General features: G+C 43.3%; 11 protein-coding genes. 6 read left to right on the plus strand and 5 right to left on the minus strand.

From position 1 onward, the window contains the following. Positions 1-91: 91 nt before the first annotated feature. Positions 92-2,374, plus strand: coding sequence for an FUSC family protein (locus AACW45_RS00445; RefSeq protein ID WP_190626580.1), 2,283 nt, complete (start codon positions 92-94; stop codon positions 2,372-2,374). Positions 2,375-2,467: 93 nt separating this feature from the next. Here the strand turns inward: AACW45_RS00445 and AACW45_RS00450 are convergent, their stop codons facing one another. From AACW45_RS00450 to yidD, 3 genes are all read right to left on the minus strand, one after another. Further along, positions 2,468-2,911, minus strand: coding sequence for a DUF2127 domain-containing protein (locus AACW45_RS00450; RefSeq protein WP_190626581.1), 444 nt, complete (start codon positions 2,909-2,911; stop codon positions 2,468-2,470). Positions 2,912-3,061: 150 nt separating this feature from the next. Beyond that, positions 3,062-3,778 (minus strand): M15 family metallopeptidase, encoded by a 717-nt coding sequence (locus AACW45_RS00455; protein ID WP_190626583.1) that lies wholly within the window; start codon positions 3,776-3,778, stop codon positions 3,062-3,064. A gap of 263 nt (positions 3,779-4,041) precedes the next feature. Continuing rightward, the gene (gene yidD / locus AACW45_RS00460; protein ID WP_096644164.1) at positions 4,042-4,281 is read right to left on the minus strand and encodes a membrane protein insertion efficiency factor YidD; all 240 of its coding nucleotides are present in this window, start codon (positions 4,279-4,281) and stop codon (positions 4,042-4,044) included. A 64-nt stretch (positions 4,282-4,345) separates the two neighbouring features. Here yidD and AACW45_RS00465 point away from each other — a divergent pair, with 64 nt between their 5' ends. Together AACW45_RS00465 and AACW45_RS00470 are read left to right on the plus strand one after the other, a co-directional pair. Beyond that, positions 4,346-5,047 (plus strand): diacylglycerol/polyprenol kinase family protein, encoded by a 702-nt coding sequence (locus AACW45_RS00465; protein WP_373461993.1) that lies wholly within the window; start codon positions 4,346-4,348, stop codon positions 5,045-5,047. 142 nt (positions 5,048-5,189) lie between these two features. Further along, positions 5,190-6,044, plus strand: coding sequence for a peptidoglycan recognition protein family protein (locus AACW45_RS00470; protein WP_190626586.1), 855 nt, complete (start codon positions 5,190-5,192; stop codon positions 6,042-6,044). Positions 6,045-6,267: 223 nt separating this feature from the next. On the opposite strand, the gene ribBA is transcribed toward AACW45_RS00470, so the two are convergent. Next, entirely contained in the window at positions 6,268-8,073 is a 1,806-nt protein-coding gene (gene ribBA, locus AACW45_RS00475; protein WP_190626588.1) for a bifunctional 3,4-dihydroxy-2-butanone-4-phosphate synthase/GTP cyclohydrolase II, read from the minus strand. A gap of 656 nt (positions 8,074-8,729) precedes the next feature. Here ribBA and argC point away from each other — a divergent pair. Next, the gene (gene argC, locus AACW45_RS00480) at positions 8,730-9,788 is read left to right on the plus strand and encodes an N-acetyl-gamma-glutamyl-phosphate reductase (RefSeq protein WP_190626590.1); all 1,059 of its coding nucleotides are present in this window, start codon (positions 8,730-8,732) and stop codon (positions 9,786-9,788) included. A 191-nt stretch (positions 9,789-9,979) separates the two neighbouring features. Here argC and eno read toward each other — a convergent pair whose 3' ends face one another. Next, positions 9,980-11,269 carry a phosphopyruvate hydratase gene (eno, locus tag AACW45_RS00485; protein WP_190626592.1) on the minus strand — a complete coding sequence of 430 codons (1,290 nt, stop codon included), beginning with the start codon at positions 11,267-11,269 and terminating at the stop codon, positions 9,980-9,982. A gap of 334 nt (positions 11,270-11,603) precedes the next feature. Here eno and gloA point away from each other — a divergent pair, with 334 nt between their 5' ends. Next, the gene (gene gloA, locus AACW45_RS00490) at positions 11,604-12,035 is read left to right on the plus strand and encodes a lactoylglutathione lyase (RefSeq protein WP_096647740.1); all 432 of its coding nucleotides are present in this window, start codon (positions 11,604-11,606) and stop codon (positions 12,033-12,035) included. A gap of 706 nt (positions 12,036-12,741) precedes the next feature. Further along, positions 12,742-15,408, plus strand: coding sequence for an ATP-dependent chaperone ClpB (clpB, locus tag AACW45_RS00495; protein WP_190626596.1), 2,667 nt, complete (start codon positions 12,742-12,744; stop codon positions 15,406-15,408). Positions 15,409-15,414: the final 6 nt, after the last annotated feature.

The raw sequence follows: 15,414 nt of genomic DNA on the forward strand, positions 1-15,414 counted from the left end.
CTGCCGTTTGCCTCCTGCCTTCTTCCACTAGGTACAATTCTTGAAGAAGCGATCGCGCTTTAGTTGTTTCCCACAATCCCCAGCCTCAATAATGCCATCTACAAATCTAGGTTCTTTTAGTTGGCTGTTACAGCAGTTTCAACTCAAGCCGGGTAAGCCAGCATTTGTCTACGGATTGCGGACTATTTTGGCGCTAGGTGTGCCGATTGCTGTCGGAATTATAACAGGTCATGGTGCAGCTAGTGCGATCGCAGTTATGGCGGCGATGTTCGTGAATATGGTAGATGTGGGCGGTGCGTATCGTCAAAAAGCCACGGCGATGATGGCTGCAACTATTGGGGTAACTGTAGCGTTCCTGTTAGCAAATTTAGTCAGCAGCACTATTTGGTTAGCGCTTCCCACAACATTCATTGTCATCTTTCTCGCAGGTTTAGCGGGGCTGTTTGGCAGTGTGGCGGCTTCTGTCAGCTTGGTAATTTCGATTATGTATGTGGTATCGCTGGCGAAATTTGCTTCATTTCCCGATTTATCTGCTGTGTTGTGGCAATGTTTGTTATCTCTGGCTGGGGGAATTTGGGCAATGGTGCTGTCTTTAGGGTTGTGGACGATACGCCCTTACACACCCGTGATGGAGTCTGTTGCTAAATGTTACCTCTCATTGAGTAAATTCTTGGAATTAGCCAGCCAGAGAGTGTTAAATCCGGAAGATATGCAAAATTGGGCACAACAATTTTTGCAAGCGCAGGATACTGTGACACAAGATTTAACTGATGCGCGGAATAATTGGGCATCTGTGTGGACTAGACAAAAAACAGTGAATTTACGGGGAAATCAGTTACTAATTTTAATTGAGGATGCCAACCAAATTATTAATTCTGTGGTGGCTGAGGTAGAATTATTAGCGATCGCTTCACCAAGTCCGTTATTTTCTCGGTTACAGTCGGAAATTTGGCAAGTAATGACAGAGTTAGCAATTGCACTACAAACTCTCTCAGTAGCAATTGTTAAAGGTAGAACTTCAGTTCACCTGGGAGATTTGGATCGAAAGATTGAAGCATTAGAACATCAATGGTTAATATTGCGCAGTCAAGTTGTTAATCGAACAAACGATCTGCACACAGATGAATATGCGGATTTAGTTAACTTACGGAAGATTGCAACTAGTCTGACAAAGCTGACTCAACAGCTTCATACCGATGCTGAGATTGTGGCAAATTTGCGTACAGGAAAACGCCATAGCCATATTTGCCGAGAAATTTCACCTCCACAGCCATCAGAGGGATTTTCTTGGATAAACACGCTGCGGGATAATCTTAATTTTGATTCAGTTTTGTTTCGTCACGCCTTACGCCTAGCATTAATTACCACAATTGCCGAATTAGTAGCCTCAATATTGCAATTTCCCACAGGCTATTGGGTAACCCTAACAGCCGTAGTTGCACTTAAACCGAATTTTGGCGGAACTACCCAGACAACAGTGCAAAGAGTTCTGGGGACTCTCATCGGTGGGATAATTGGTATTGCTCTAGTTTTACTAATCAAGAATCCCGTGGCGATCGCAATTTGGATTTTGCTGCTGATGTTTACGGCGATGTCAGTGCGATCGTTAAGCTACAGCCTATTTACTATGATGCAGACTCCCGTAATCATTCTGTTACTGAATGTTATTAGTACAGGTGGCTGGCAGATTGGAGTATTACGGATTGTTGATACCCTTGCTGGGGGAGTATTAGTACTGCTGGGTAGTTATTTGTTGTTTCCCCGTTGGGAACGTCAGCAACTCCCCACCCAACTAGAAAAAACCATACGTGCAAATCTTGTCTACTTTCAACAAGTCATTGCTAATTATCTCAATTCTCGACAAGATACTGCTGATGCTATTAACAAGCTACGCCATCAAGCTGCCATAGAAAACGCCAATGCTGAGGCGGCTGCACAAAGATTATTTAGCGAACCTCGTCACGTTCAGGGTGAAATCGAACCTGTAATGACGCTAATGATTTATATTCGCGCTTTTTTTAGTTCAGTGACAACCTTAGGCGAACATTTACAAGAATTTAGCGGCGATTATCAATTTACTGAACTCAAGCGATTAGCTGATGCGATTATCCAAGTTTTAGAGAACTTAGCCCAAGCACTGCAACAGCAACAGCCACCACAACCCTTACCAGAACTAGATAGTTATCTCGAAGCAATTCACAATGAAATTGAACAGCTACATACAGTGCGGATATCAGAAATAGCCACAAATCCTTATGCTGTAACCCCCACCTTACAAGCTGTGCGCGAACAAACTACCCTTTCTACAGAGTTAGAGCGGATTGTCAATGAAGTTAAAATTATGCATTGTGCGATCGCGCTTTTGCAAAAATAATTGTGAGTGAAGAAAGGCAGAGGGCAGATGGCAGAAGGGGAGAAGTTAACAATTCAAAATTCAAAATTCAAAATTACAGACTTTTTTAATTGATTATTTATGCTTAGGAAAATTACGAAATAAATACCAGAAAACCACTACGTTAATTATAAATACAATTAATTTAATGGGGGATATTCCCCGAATTAGTTCATAAATTTCTGGTGGAATACTGATACCGACGAGGACTAATACTAAAATATGTGCCCATTGCTTTTCATACCATAAACCAATAGCTTCAATGGCAGTAACAATTGCATAAATACCCGCACCAATCCCGCTAAAAGCTAAAGTTTTAGGATTAAAGTTAAGAATTTTTTCCACAATCCAATCAATAATTCTGGCTTTACCTTCTAAAACATAATCTTGAGAAAATTCTTCCAGATATTGATAATTTTTTAAGGCAAATAACAAAGCTATAGAAGTAACCATCAATAGTGAAGCAGTAAAAGCTTTATAAAAAACAATTGCTTTTAAGCCAAATGAACGCTGTTTCAAAAAACCTCCTCAGTGGTTAAGGGGAACAGGGATACAAGGAGGACAAGGGGGACAGAAGCCAATTGTACAGACGCGATGAATCGCGTCTCTGACAAATGACAAATGACAAATGACAGCCATCGCCACTATTTTCATTGCAACGCCCTACTTTTATGCATCTATTTTCAGCCGCCCATAGCGAGATGTAAAAGAATTGTTTGGGTTGGATTGATTACACAACCAAGCCCACATTTGATCGCCAAAGGAAAAATGCCACCATTCTCTAGGGTTGCGTTGAAAACCAGCTTTTAACATGACATCGCATAATAACTGACGATGCGCATGATATTGCTGTGCTTGTGGATCTTGATTATTAGCATAGTAATCAGGAAGCGATCGCGCTGACATTTCATCAATTGGCGAACCCATATCAACAATTTGTCCTTGCTCGTTTACCAAAGTCACATCTATTGCTGCACCTGTACTATGAGGTGGGGGCGTTTTTTCATCTAAGCTAGGAGCCGCCCAAATTTGATAAACTAATTCCCAAATTTCTTGGCGTTGGGTTGGCGATAACTCCGCTTCAGTTAATCCTCTCTCATTTAAGGCTTGTGCAAAACTATAATCGACCATAAACTGCTGCACAGCTACCGGACGATAAGCATCAAATATTTGAATGTACCAATGAGGACGCAGTAATTGGAGGTAATTTTGCGCTTGAATTAAATTTTCTACCACAATCTGCCGCAAATAATAGGGAGAATGTACTCCATAAGGTGCGCCTAATTTTTCATAGGGATGGGGAGATTCCACAGCAAATAGTTTTAAAGGAATCTCTACTAATGGTTCACCACATTCGCAGATTTCTATTTGATGATAGGGTCTCATTCGCTATTTTGGATTTTGGATTTTAGATTTTAGATTTTAGATTGAGAGTGCTAATTAGCTCCCCGATTTTTTCTAAAAGTCGGGGATATAGAAACAAAACCACATCTATTTTGAGAACCATAGTTTTAAAAGTAGTGGGAGCATCTTGCTCCCTGGTGGTAGTAGCGGGCAAGACTTCGGCGTGAGCGCTCAGTCGAATGCTGCCCGCACTACTCCTGGTTTCAAAATGGACGAGGTTAAATCAAAATTCATCAAATGAACCATCAGCAGCAATCTTTGGTTTTTTCAACTACCTCTGGTACTGGATCGTAACCACCGGGATGAAAGGGATGACAGCGTAAGATGCGGCGAATTCCCATCCAAGTCCCCCGCAAAGCACCAAATCTCTCAATTGCTTGCATGGTGTACATAGAACAAGTCGGCTGAAAACGACAGGTTGGGGGAAATAACGGTGAAATAAACATTCTGTAGCCCTGAATCAGCCAAATCAATATTATTTTCATAGTCGCAACCAAATCTAATAAAGTAGAATGAGGACGCCAATTTTTCTTTCTAGTAATATCTTTGGTGAATACTTTTCCTGCTTTAGACTCAATTTCTCCTTTATGGCTACAAATTGCGATCATTGCGGTTTGGGTATTGTTTATTTTAGCGATCGCTTGGGCAGTTAATCGTCTCGACCATAAAGATCCAGAAATTGTCCGCAAGATAGCGCATATTGGCATTGGTAATGTGATTTTACTAGCTTGGTGGTTAAATATTCCGGCTAGTCTTGGCATTACAGCTTCAATTTTAGGTAGCGCAGTCACCTTATTGTCCTACCGCTTACCGATTCTCCCAGGAATTAATAGCGTTGGGCGTCAAAGTTTGGGGACATTTTTCTACGCTGTTAGTTTCGGTATTCTCATTGGTTGCTTTTGGTATCTGCAACAACCCCATTACGCAGCCTTAGGTATTTTAGTCATGACATGGGGAGATGGATTAGCAGCTTTAATTGGTCAGCGCTTTGGTAAACATAAGTATAAAGTTTTTGGCTCCCAAAAAAGCTGGGAAGGCTCATTGACGATGACTCTAGTTAGTTACCTCGTCAGCAGTTTAATTTTGCTTGGTGTCCAAGGGAATATTTGGCAAACTTGGGTAATATCTCTGTTAGTAGCGGTTGTAGCTACAGCCTTAGAAGCCGTTTCCCTGTTAGGTATTGATAATTTAACCGTTCCTCTAGGGAGTGCGGCTGTAGCGTTTCTGTTAGTTGAGCAATTGGTTTTCTAGGCCACTGTCTGAAATTCTGACTCAGAAACAATATCAGGCTGGCTTAACAAAATTACGGAAGTTTAACAAGTATACTAGTAACCTAGTTTTCAATAAATTCAAGATATTAAAATTACAATAGCTGTTTTATAAGTATAAAAAAATGAGATTTAGAGAATGGGCGACTAAGGTTATGCTAATTTGCCTATTGTTCGCCACTCTAATTTTGGCGCTGTTTGCTGGAAAATCCCCCAAACCACAGAGCGATACTGCCAGCGCGATGTCAGATATCACATCATGGAGTGAGTATCCCAAAGCACAATTACAATCAGCGAAAACTCAGGAAAGTAAATCTCAAAAGGAGTTGCTGAAATCACGGGTGAAAAAAAGTCCGCCTTTAGCTAGGTATAAAACAACGGCGGCTTTTGCTAAATATAAACCTCGGTATGAAGTTCGACCTGTAAATCCAACTAACTACGGTGAAAGATACGCCAAAGATATTTATGGTGCAGTATTACGCAATCAGCCGATTATCGTGCTACATGAAACTGGTAATTCTGCCTCAAGCGCAATTAACTTTTTTCAAACACCGCATGATAATGAAAATATCCAAGCGAGTTATCACACTTTAATTAGGCGAGATGGAACGGTAGCTTATCTCATCCCACCAGAAAAGCGGGCTTTTGGTGCAGGTAATTCGGTATTTCAGGGGCCTGATGGTTTGGAAACGGTGAAAACTAACCCGAATTTACCGCCATCGGTGAATAATTTTGCCTATCATGTTTCATTGGAAACACCGCCGGAAGCTTGGGGGAATAATCGCATTCAATCGCATAGTGGCTATACTGATGCACAATATTATTCTCTGGCTTGGTTAATTGCTCAAAGCCAAGTTCCTGACGATCGCATCACAACTCATCAAGCTGTAGATCGTTCAGGTCAAAGAGTCGATCCGCTCAGTTTTGATTTTAATAAGTTTTTCTATTTACTTCATTCTTACCGTCAAAGTATTTCCTAATTGATAATTCGTAAGTATTAGGCAAGATACAGCATATTTTAGGGCGTTTTGGGGCATGGCACTGCCATGCCCTTAATAATTATCTATACCTCACCAAGTTGCAATCTGCTGTATTTTATTGAACCACAGAGGCGCAGAGAACACAGAGAGAAGAGGAGAATTGTAATTCATGATAATGACGAATTACGAATTACGTAGACGCAAAGCGGCTTCCCGAAGGGTATTACGAATTACTAAAGCTGTAGATTTGCTGAGTTTCTAAACGATCGCAAATTGCTGAGGGTAATGTACCATCTGTAAAGGTCTGGCGATCTAGTTGAACTTGTAGATTCGTTAGCGGATCGTTACCGACTGAAATCAGGAATTCGAGTTTTTGGATTTCCGGTAAACTGACTAAATGGTCGAGAATTTGGGCGATCGCTTGGAGATAAGGATGATTTTTTTGCTGATACCAATCGCTAGCAGCTACTTTCGGTTGGTCAAAACCTAAGTGTACTGTTAAGGATGGTTTATCAAAAAGAGCGATCGCTAATGGTCGCGCTTCTTCTTGTAGCAATAGGTGATGATTTTTCGCCAAATTCCGAATTTTTTCTAGGCGTTCATAGCGTTGTGTCACCGATTCGGGATCGTCTTGCCAATGAATTGCTACTGTGACTAAATAAGTTTGCAGCAGCATGTGACCTAGTTTCTGTGCTTTGGTGGCTAGGTAGTAAGAATTGTAGTCATTCGCCTCAATCAATAACGGAACGCGATCGACTACTTCTAAGCCATAGCCTTTAACGCCTGCAATTTTCCGGGGATTATTGGTAATCAAACGGATTTTTTTGATACCCAAATCCATGAGCATTTGCGCGCCCATACCATAATCTCGCAGGTCAGCCGCAAATCCTAAGCGCTCGTTGGCTTCTACTGTATCCAAGCCCATATCTTGTAAGGAATAGGCTTTGAGTTTGTTAATTAAACCAATTCCTCGCCCTTCTTGACGCAGGTATACGACAACACCTTGTCCAGCCGCTTCAATCATCTTTAATGCGGCTTGTAATTGCATTCGACAGTCGCAGCGCAATGAACCTAAGGCGTCACCAGTTAAACATTCTGAGTGCATCCTGACCATCACTTCTTGGTCTTTGAAGCTGGCGGGATCGCCCTTGACAATGGCTACATGTTCGCAATTGTCTAGGGTATGGCGGTAAGCGTAGATTTTAAAGTGACCGAACTGGGTAGGTAAATCAGCAATGCTTTCGCGGGTAACTAAGCGATCGTGCTGGAGGCGATAACTAATTAAGTCAGCAATACTAATAATTTTTAGATTGTGACTGCGAGCATACTCAATTAGCTGGGGTAAGCGCGCCATTGAACCATCGGGGTTTTGGATTTCACAAATTACCCCAGCCGGATATAACCCTGCTAATCGAGATAAGTCTACAGCCGCTTCTGTATGTCCTGCGCGTTTGAGTACGCCGCCCTCTTTAGCCCGAATCGGGAAAATATGACCGGGACGACGTAAATCTAAAGGCTTGGTGGCTGGATTCAGGGCTACCTGGATAGTCCGGGCGCGATCGTCGGCGGAGATCCCGGTACTGACGCCTAAATGAGGCCCAGCGTCAATGCTGACGGTAAAAGCTGTCTGGTTGGTGTCGGTAAGCTTGGTCACCATCAACGGTAAGTCTAGTTCATCCAGGCGATCGCCTGTCATTGCCAGACAAATTAATCCCCTAGCTTCCACTGCCATGAAATTAATGGTGTCGGGTGTCGCAAATTGGGCTGCACAAATTAAGTCGCCTTCATTTTCGCGATTTTCGTCATCTACCACGACGATGACCCGACCAGCTTTTAAATCCGCTAAAGCCGCGTCAATGGAATCAAACTTAAATGGTGAACTATTACTGTTATCAGCTGACGCTAGGCCATCATTTTCTGACTCAGGCGAGCGATCGAGCGTTTGCTCTAGCGGAGCTATTCCATTGCTCTGATCGCTAGAGTTTAAAGAAGTGGCTTGTGACTGCTGTTTAGTCTTAGGCTTTGACACAGAGTAATTCCAGCTACCAAAAGTAAATTTTTTTTACAATTTCCTCTTTTAGATTGTAACTCGTTTAATAGGCATAGGCGTACATTGGCAATGAAAAACTCCACCCACAAGGCTTCCGCCGTGAGCGTCAGCCGAACGGGGATGGAGTTTTTGGGCATCGGGCATGGGGCATCGGGCATGGGGAAGAAATTACCAATGCCCAATGCCCAATGCCCAATGCCCCAAGCGGCGGGGCGCGCACCCTACGCACCCACAAGGGGATGGAGTTTCCCGCCGCTTTCAATGAATTGATATCATGACTAAAATTTCTGCTTTAAAATTAAGGTTTATTACTCAAATGCAGCAGCAATACGTCTTTAACGGCAGTATACTGTCAAGCTCATACCATTAATAAAAGGTGTGGGATTGTGAATATGACATTTTCACAAGGTTTGATTTGTTATGTACTGAAGTCAGCAAGCAGTTGCTATTCCCACCCCTGGGAAGAAAAAACGCAAAAACTGACTTTTGGTGAGACTATAGAATCTCATTGCTATTAAGATTGCAGCCATCTATACCCTGGCTCAATTCTGTGGCTATTGCGCGTTGCGTATCTGGTCGCTGATATGTTGATAGCTAAGAACTAATAAACAAAAGCAGATAAGGATTTCATCATTATGGGCAAAAATGGACGCGTACCAGTTGGGATTGTTGGCGCGTCAGGCTATGGCGGAGTACAGTTAGTTCGCTTACTGATGGATCATCCAGAAGTCGAACTAGTTTATTTAGGCGGTGAGAGTAGTGCAGGTAAACCCTTTGCGGATCTCTACCCCCATCTGGCTCATGCAATTAACCTGCCAATCGAAGCGGTAGATGCAGAAATTATCGCCCAGCGCTGTGAAGCAGTATTTTTATCTTTACCAAATGGTCTGGCTTGCCAAATTACGCCAAAACTGATAGAAAAAGGCATTAAAGTGCTGGATCTCAGTGCCGATTATCGATTTACGAATTTGGCAACCTACACCACTTGGTATGGCACCGAAAGAAGCGATCAAAAAGTAGCGGCTTCAGCAGTTTATGGATTACCAGAACTTTATCGCGATCGCATTGCCGAAGCGCAGTTAGTAGGCTGTCCCGGTTGTTATCCCACAGCTAGTCTTCTAGCACTTTCACCACTCTTAAAGCAGGGCTTAATTATGCCCGAAACCGCCATTATTGACGCTAAATCTGGTACATCTGGCGGGGGGCGACAAGCGAAAATTAATATGCTCTTAGCTGAGGCAGACAACTCCCTCGCTGCATACGGAGTTGCGCGTCATCGCCATACCCCAGAAATTGAGCAAATTTGTAGCGAATTGGCTGGACACGAACTCACAGTTCAATTTACACCCCATCTCATCCCAATGGTGCGCGGGATTTTGGCTACTGTATATGCCACACTCCGCGATCCCGGTCTTGTCAGGGATGATATGGTAACAATTTATAATGCTTTTTACCGTAATGCTCCTTGGGTCAAAGTCTGCGAAAGCGGCGTCTACCCGCAGACTAAGTGGGCAAGCGGTAGCAATCTTTGCTATATCGGTATAGAAGTTGACCCGCGTACCAGGCGCGTGATTGTGATGTCAGCAATCGATAACCTAATTAAAGGGCAAGCGGGTCAAGCGATTCAGTGTTTAAACATCATGATGGGTTGGGATGAAACTTTAGGGTTGCCTAAGTTGGGGTTTTATCCGTAATGGGGCATTGGGCATTGGGCATGGGGCATGGGGCATGGGGCATTGGGCATGGGGCATGGGGCATTGGGCATGGGGCATGGGGCATTGGGCATGGGGCATTGGGCATTGGGCAGACGCGATGAATCGCGTCTCTACAACAGCCTACCTTGTCCCCCTTGTCCCCCTTGTCCCTAGCCCCTAGCCCCATGCCCCTACTTCGGCCCTAAGCCAACTGCACCGGCATACAGGGCGCGATCGCCTAATTCATCTTCAATGCGCAGCAAGCGATTGTATTTGGCAACTCTTTCGCTACGACATAAAGAACCTGTTTTAATTTGACCTGCACGGGTAGCAACTGCTAAATCCGCGATGGTGGTGTCTTCGGTTTCACCGGATCTATGGCTAATTACTGAGCGGAAACCGTTGCGGGTAGCGAGGTCAATTGTTTCTAAAGTCTCTGTCAAAGAACCAATTTGATTGAGTTTAATCAAAATGGCGTTGCCGGCTTTTTGTTCAATGCCTTTTTGCAAGCGGGTAGCATTAGTTACAAATAAGTCATCGCCTACCAATTGCACCTGGGAACCTAACTTCTGGGTGAGCAATTGCCAACTCTGCCAATCTTCTTCATGTAAGCCGTCTTCAATGGAGACAATGGGGTATTGGCTAACTAACTGGGCTAAATAGTCAATAAATTCTGTAGGTGCATGGGGTTTACCATCGTAAACATACTGCCCATTTTTGTAAAATTCGCTAGCAGCTACATCTAAAGCTAAGGCTACTTGTTCTCCGGGTTTATAACCTGCTTTTTCAATAGCAGCAACTAGCAATTCCAAGGCTACCTGATTCGATTCTAAGTTTGGTGCAAAGCCACCTTCATCGCCCACACCAGTTAGTAACCCTTTCTCATCCAAGACCTCGCTCAGGGTTGCAAATACTTCCGCACCCCAGCGCAAAGCTTCTTTAAAGGAAGAAGCACCAACTGGGACAATCATAAACTCTTGAAAATCTACGTTATTTGCTGCGTGGGCACCACCGTTAATCACGTTCATCAATGGTACTGGCAATAAATTCGCTAAAGGCCCGCCCAAGTAGCGATATAAGGGAATTCCCAGGGATTCAGCACCAGCTTTGGCGGCGGCGAGAGAAACTGCCAAAATTGCGTTTGCACCCAAATTAGCTTTGTTGGCAGAACCATCTAGGGCAATCATTGTCCGGTCGAGGAGTTCTTGGTTGAGAACATCCAAGTTTAATAACTTTGGTGCCAGTATCTCCTGAACATTTTGCACTGCTTTGAGTACGCCTTTACCGCCATAACGGCTTTTATCTTTATCCCGCAGTTCGTGGGCTTCAAAAGTGCCGGTAGAGGCTCCACTAGGAACTTGTGCCAATCCTACAGCACCGTTGAGCAAATGTACTTCTGCTTCAACTGTAGGTCTACCCCGCGAGTCGAGAATTTCACGGGCAACAATTGCCTCAATGGCAGAATCTAAAATTGTACTCATGTGTGGTTGATCCTTTGTTTCCTTGTTTAGAAATGCGATCGCTTAACAATCGCCAACAGTACAGTCAGTCATTTACCCAATCGCTAGCATAGGCGTTTACGTGACGCTGTAGGCTGAGATTAAAGAATATTTCCGGTGATTACGTCAACTGATTGACAATTGGGTATGGGCATTGGGCATTGGGCATGGGGCATTGGGTATGGGGCATTGGGCATGGGGCAGACGCGATGAATCGCGTCTCTACAATTGTCTTCCTTGTCCCCCTTGTCCTCCTTATCCCCCTTATCCCTGCGTAGCAAATTAAAATCGGTAAAGAACTAATCAGGAGTTAATGATGCGCTTACTTCATACAATGCTACGGGTGGGCAATCTTGAAGAGTCTTTGAAATTCTACAGCGAAGTCCTGGGAATGAAATTATTACGACGAAAAGATTATCCAGATGGGAAATTTACGCTAGCTTTTGTCGGCTATGGTGACGAAAGTGACCATACAGTTCTCGAATTAACTTACAACTGGGGGGTGGAAAAATACAATTTAGGTGATGCCTACGGTCATATTGCCCTTGGTGTAGATGATATTTATGGCACTTGTGAAGAAATCAAAAAACGTGGCGGTAAGGTAGTGCGGGAACCTGGCCCAATGAAGCACGGGACTACCGTCATTGCATTTGTAGAAGATCCAGATGGGTATAAAGTAGAACTGATTCAATTGGGTACTCAGGGACAGGAGAAAAAACAGGAATCACAAACACTGGTAGCGCAGTAATTATCACAAAATAATTCGGCTCGCCCAGTTTAGCGCGAAGCATTGCCTGGGGCTAAAGATTAATTTTCCGAGTAATCTGATTTTCAGTCAAGACTGGATGACTCAGGCATTGCGATCGCGATCGCCAAAAATTGTAGAGAAGTAATTTCGATTACTTCGTACTTCTCCAAACAAACTCATACCACAAATAGCTGTTTGTTAAAGTATCTCTATGTTATGGAACTGAAAGATTTAGCTGTTAACAACCTCATCTGAAAATTGATTAACAAATTTACTGTAAATGACTTTTGTGATTTTATTGAGTCTACTCAGCAGTGGCTAGATGCGGTGAGAAAGCTCAACTCTATGCGATAGCATGACTTATAGGCAGATCTCACAAAATAGGTAATGTGTTGCACTACAATCAATTACTAAGTTTAAATTGCAACTTCAGATACAAGCTAATACATGGCAATAATGTTTCGATATTTAATATGAAGTTAGGATATAAAGCTTTTCCTTTGCATTAAATCCAAAACCCTAGCCCATAGCCCCTAGCCCCTAGCCCCTTTTCTCAGGCAGTCAGAACATCGCTATATATTGCGCTTTTTGTGCGTTTATTCCTCCCTAATCGCCAATTTATACAGTAAAAATCGCCACCTAATGTCAGCCAAGTCAACCTGACAGTGGCTCTTAAATTTGAAATCTCCACCAGAAAATTCTCAAGATGCAACCTACAGATCCCAATAAATTTACTGATAAAGCCTGGGAAGCAATTGTCAAATCTCAGGATATAGTTCGTGCTTATCAACAACAGCAACTAGATGTTGAACATTTAATTATTGCTCTGTTAGAAGAACCTACTAGTTTAGCAATACGTATTCTCGCCCGCTCTGAGGTCGATCCGATTCGCTTGCAAGAGCAACTGGAAGCTTTTACCAAAAAACAACCGAGAGTGGGTAAAAGCGATCAACTGTACTTAGGACGTAGTTTAGATGTTCTCCTCGATCGCGCTGAAGAAAATCGCGTCAGGATGAAAGATGGCTTTATTTCTGTAGAACATATATTGCTGGCTTTTGCAGAGGATGAGCGGATTGGGCGGCGACTCCTGAAAGGCTTTAATTTAGATATTAGTAAGCTAGAAGCGGTGACAAAAACTGTGCGTGGTAGTCAAAAAGTTACGGATCAAAACCCAGAGTCTCGCTATGAAGCTTTGCAAAAATTTGGCAGAGATTTGACAGAACAAGCAAAATTAGGCAAGCTTGACCCAGTAATTGGACGAGATGACGAGATTCGCCGGGTTATTCAGGTATTATCGCGCCGTAGCAAGAATAATCCCGTATTAATTGGCGAACCGGGAGTTGGGAAAACTGCGATCGCGGAAGCTTTAGCTCAACGCATGGTAAACGGTGATGTTCCCGAATCGCTAAAAAACCGTCAGCTAATTTCTCTCGATATTGGTAGTTTAATTGCCGGTGCGAAATACCGAGGTGAATTTGAAGACCGATTAAAAGCAGTTCTCCGGGAAGTTACGGAATCAAACGGGCAAATCGTTTTATTTATTGACGAACTGCACACCGTTGTGGGTGCAGGTTCCAATCAACAAGGGTCAATGGATGCAGGAAATTTACTTAAACCCATGTTGGCGCGGGGTGAGTTGCGTTGTATTGGCGCGACTACTCTAGATGAGTTCCGCAAACACATTGAGAAAGACGCAGCTTTAGAGCGGCGCTTTCAGCAGGTATTTGTCGATCAACCCACTGTAGAAAATACAATTTCCATTTTGCGGGGTTTGAAAGAACGTTATGAAGTGCATCACAACGTCAAAATTTCTGATTCCGCACTTGTAGCCGCAGCTACTTTATCAGCGCGTTATATTTCTGACCGCTTTTTACCCGATAAAGCCATTGACTTAGTAGATGAAGCCGCCGCTCAGTTAAAAATGGAGATTACATCCAAACCGGCGGAATTGGAAACTATCGACCGTCGCCTGATGCAGCTAGAAATGGAAAAGCTGTCATTAGCTGGGGAAGATAAAGGTACGCCGCAAACCAAGGAACGTTTGCAGCGAATTGAAGAAGAAATTAGCACTCTGACAGTTAAACAGCAAAAATTTAACGATCAATGGCAAGGTGAAAAGCAGCTATTGGAAGCAATTAGTGGTTTAAAGAAAGAAGAAGACGCTTTAAGGGTACAAATTGAGCAAGCAGAACGAGATTATGACCTAAATAAAGCTGCTCAATTGAAGTATGGCAAATTAGAAGGAGTACAGCGCGATCGCGAAGCTAAAGAAGCACAACTGTTAAAAATTCAAAGTACAGGCGCTACCCTGCTACGAGAGCAAGTTACAGAAGCCGATATTGCGGAAATCGTCGCTAAATGGACAGGAATTCCCGTAAATCGCCTGATGGAGTCAGAAAGACAGAAATTACTCCAACTTGAACATCATTTACATCAACGAGTAATTGGACAACAAGAAGCAGTATTAGCCGTAGCCGCAGCCATTCGTCGCGCCAGGGCGGGGATGAAAGATCCCAGCCGTCCGATCGGCTCATTTTTGTTTATGGGGCCTACAGGGGTAGGTAAAACCGAACTCGCCCGCGCTTTAGCACAGTTTCTCTTCGATTCTGATGATGCTTTAATCCGCTTGGATATGTCCGAGTATATGGAAAAGCACTCAGTTTCTCGGTTAGTGGGTGCGCCTCCAGGGTATGTTGGTTATGAAGAAGGCGGTCAACTTTCCGAAGCTGTGCGCCGTCATCCCTACTCTGTGGTGTTATTGGATGAAGTCGAAAAAGCTCACCCCGATGTATTCAATATTTTATTGCAAGTTTTGGAGGACGGAAGAATTACTGATTCTCAAGGTAGAACAGTAGACTTTCGCAATACGGTGATTGTGATGACCAGTAACATCGGTAGCGAACACATCCTCGATGTATCTGGTGATGACTCCAAGTATGCAATGATGCAAAATCGGGTAATGGAAGCTTTGCGATCGCACTTCCGCCCAGAATTCGTCAATCGTGTGGATGAACCTGTGATCTTCCATACCCTCAGTCGTTCAGAAATGCGGAATATTATCTATATTCAACTGAAACGTGTAGAAAATCTGCTGAAAGAGCAAAAAATATCCTTTGAAATTTCTGCTGCTGCTTGTGACTATTTAGTAGAAACAGGTTACGATCCCGTTTATGGTGCGCGTCCCCTAAAACGAGCAATTCAACGGGAAATTGAAAACCCCATCGCTACTAAATTACTAGAAAATAGCTTTATTTCTGGAGACACAATTCAGATTGACAAAGGTGACACCGGACTGACTTTTAATAAAAAAGTCACAGTCAAAGTAACACCACAAACTACTGTTCAGTTGTTAGAACCTTCTGCTGATATTTAAACACGT

It is taken from the genome of Calothrix sp. FACHB-168 (genome assembly GCF_963889195.1).
In the GTDB taxonomy this organism is placed as follows: Bacteria; Cyanobacteriota; Cyanobacteriia; order Cyanobacteriales; family Nostocaceae; genus Aulosira; species Aulosira anomala_A.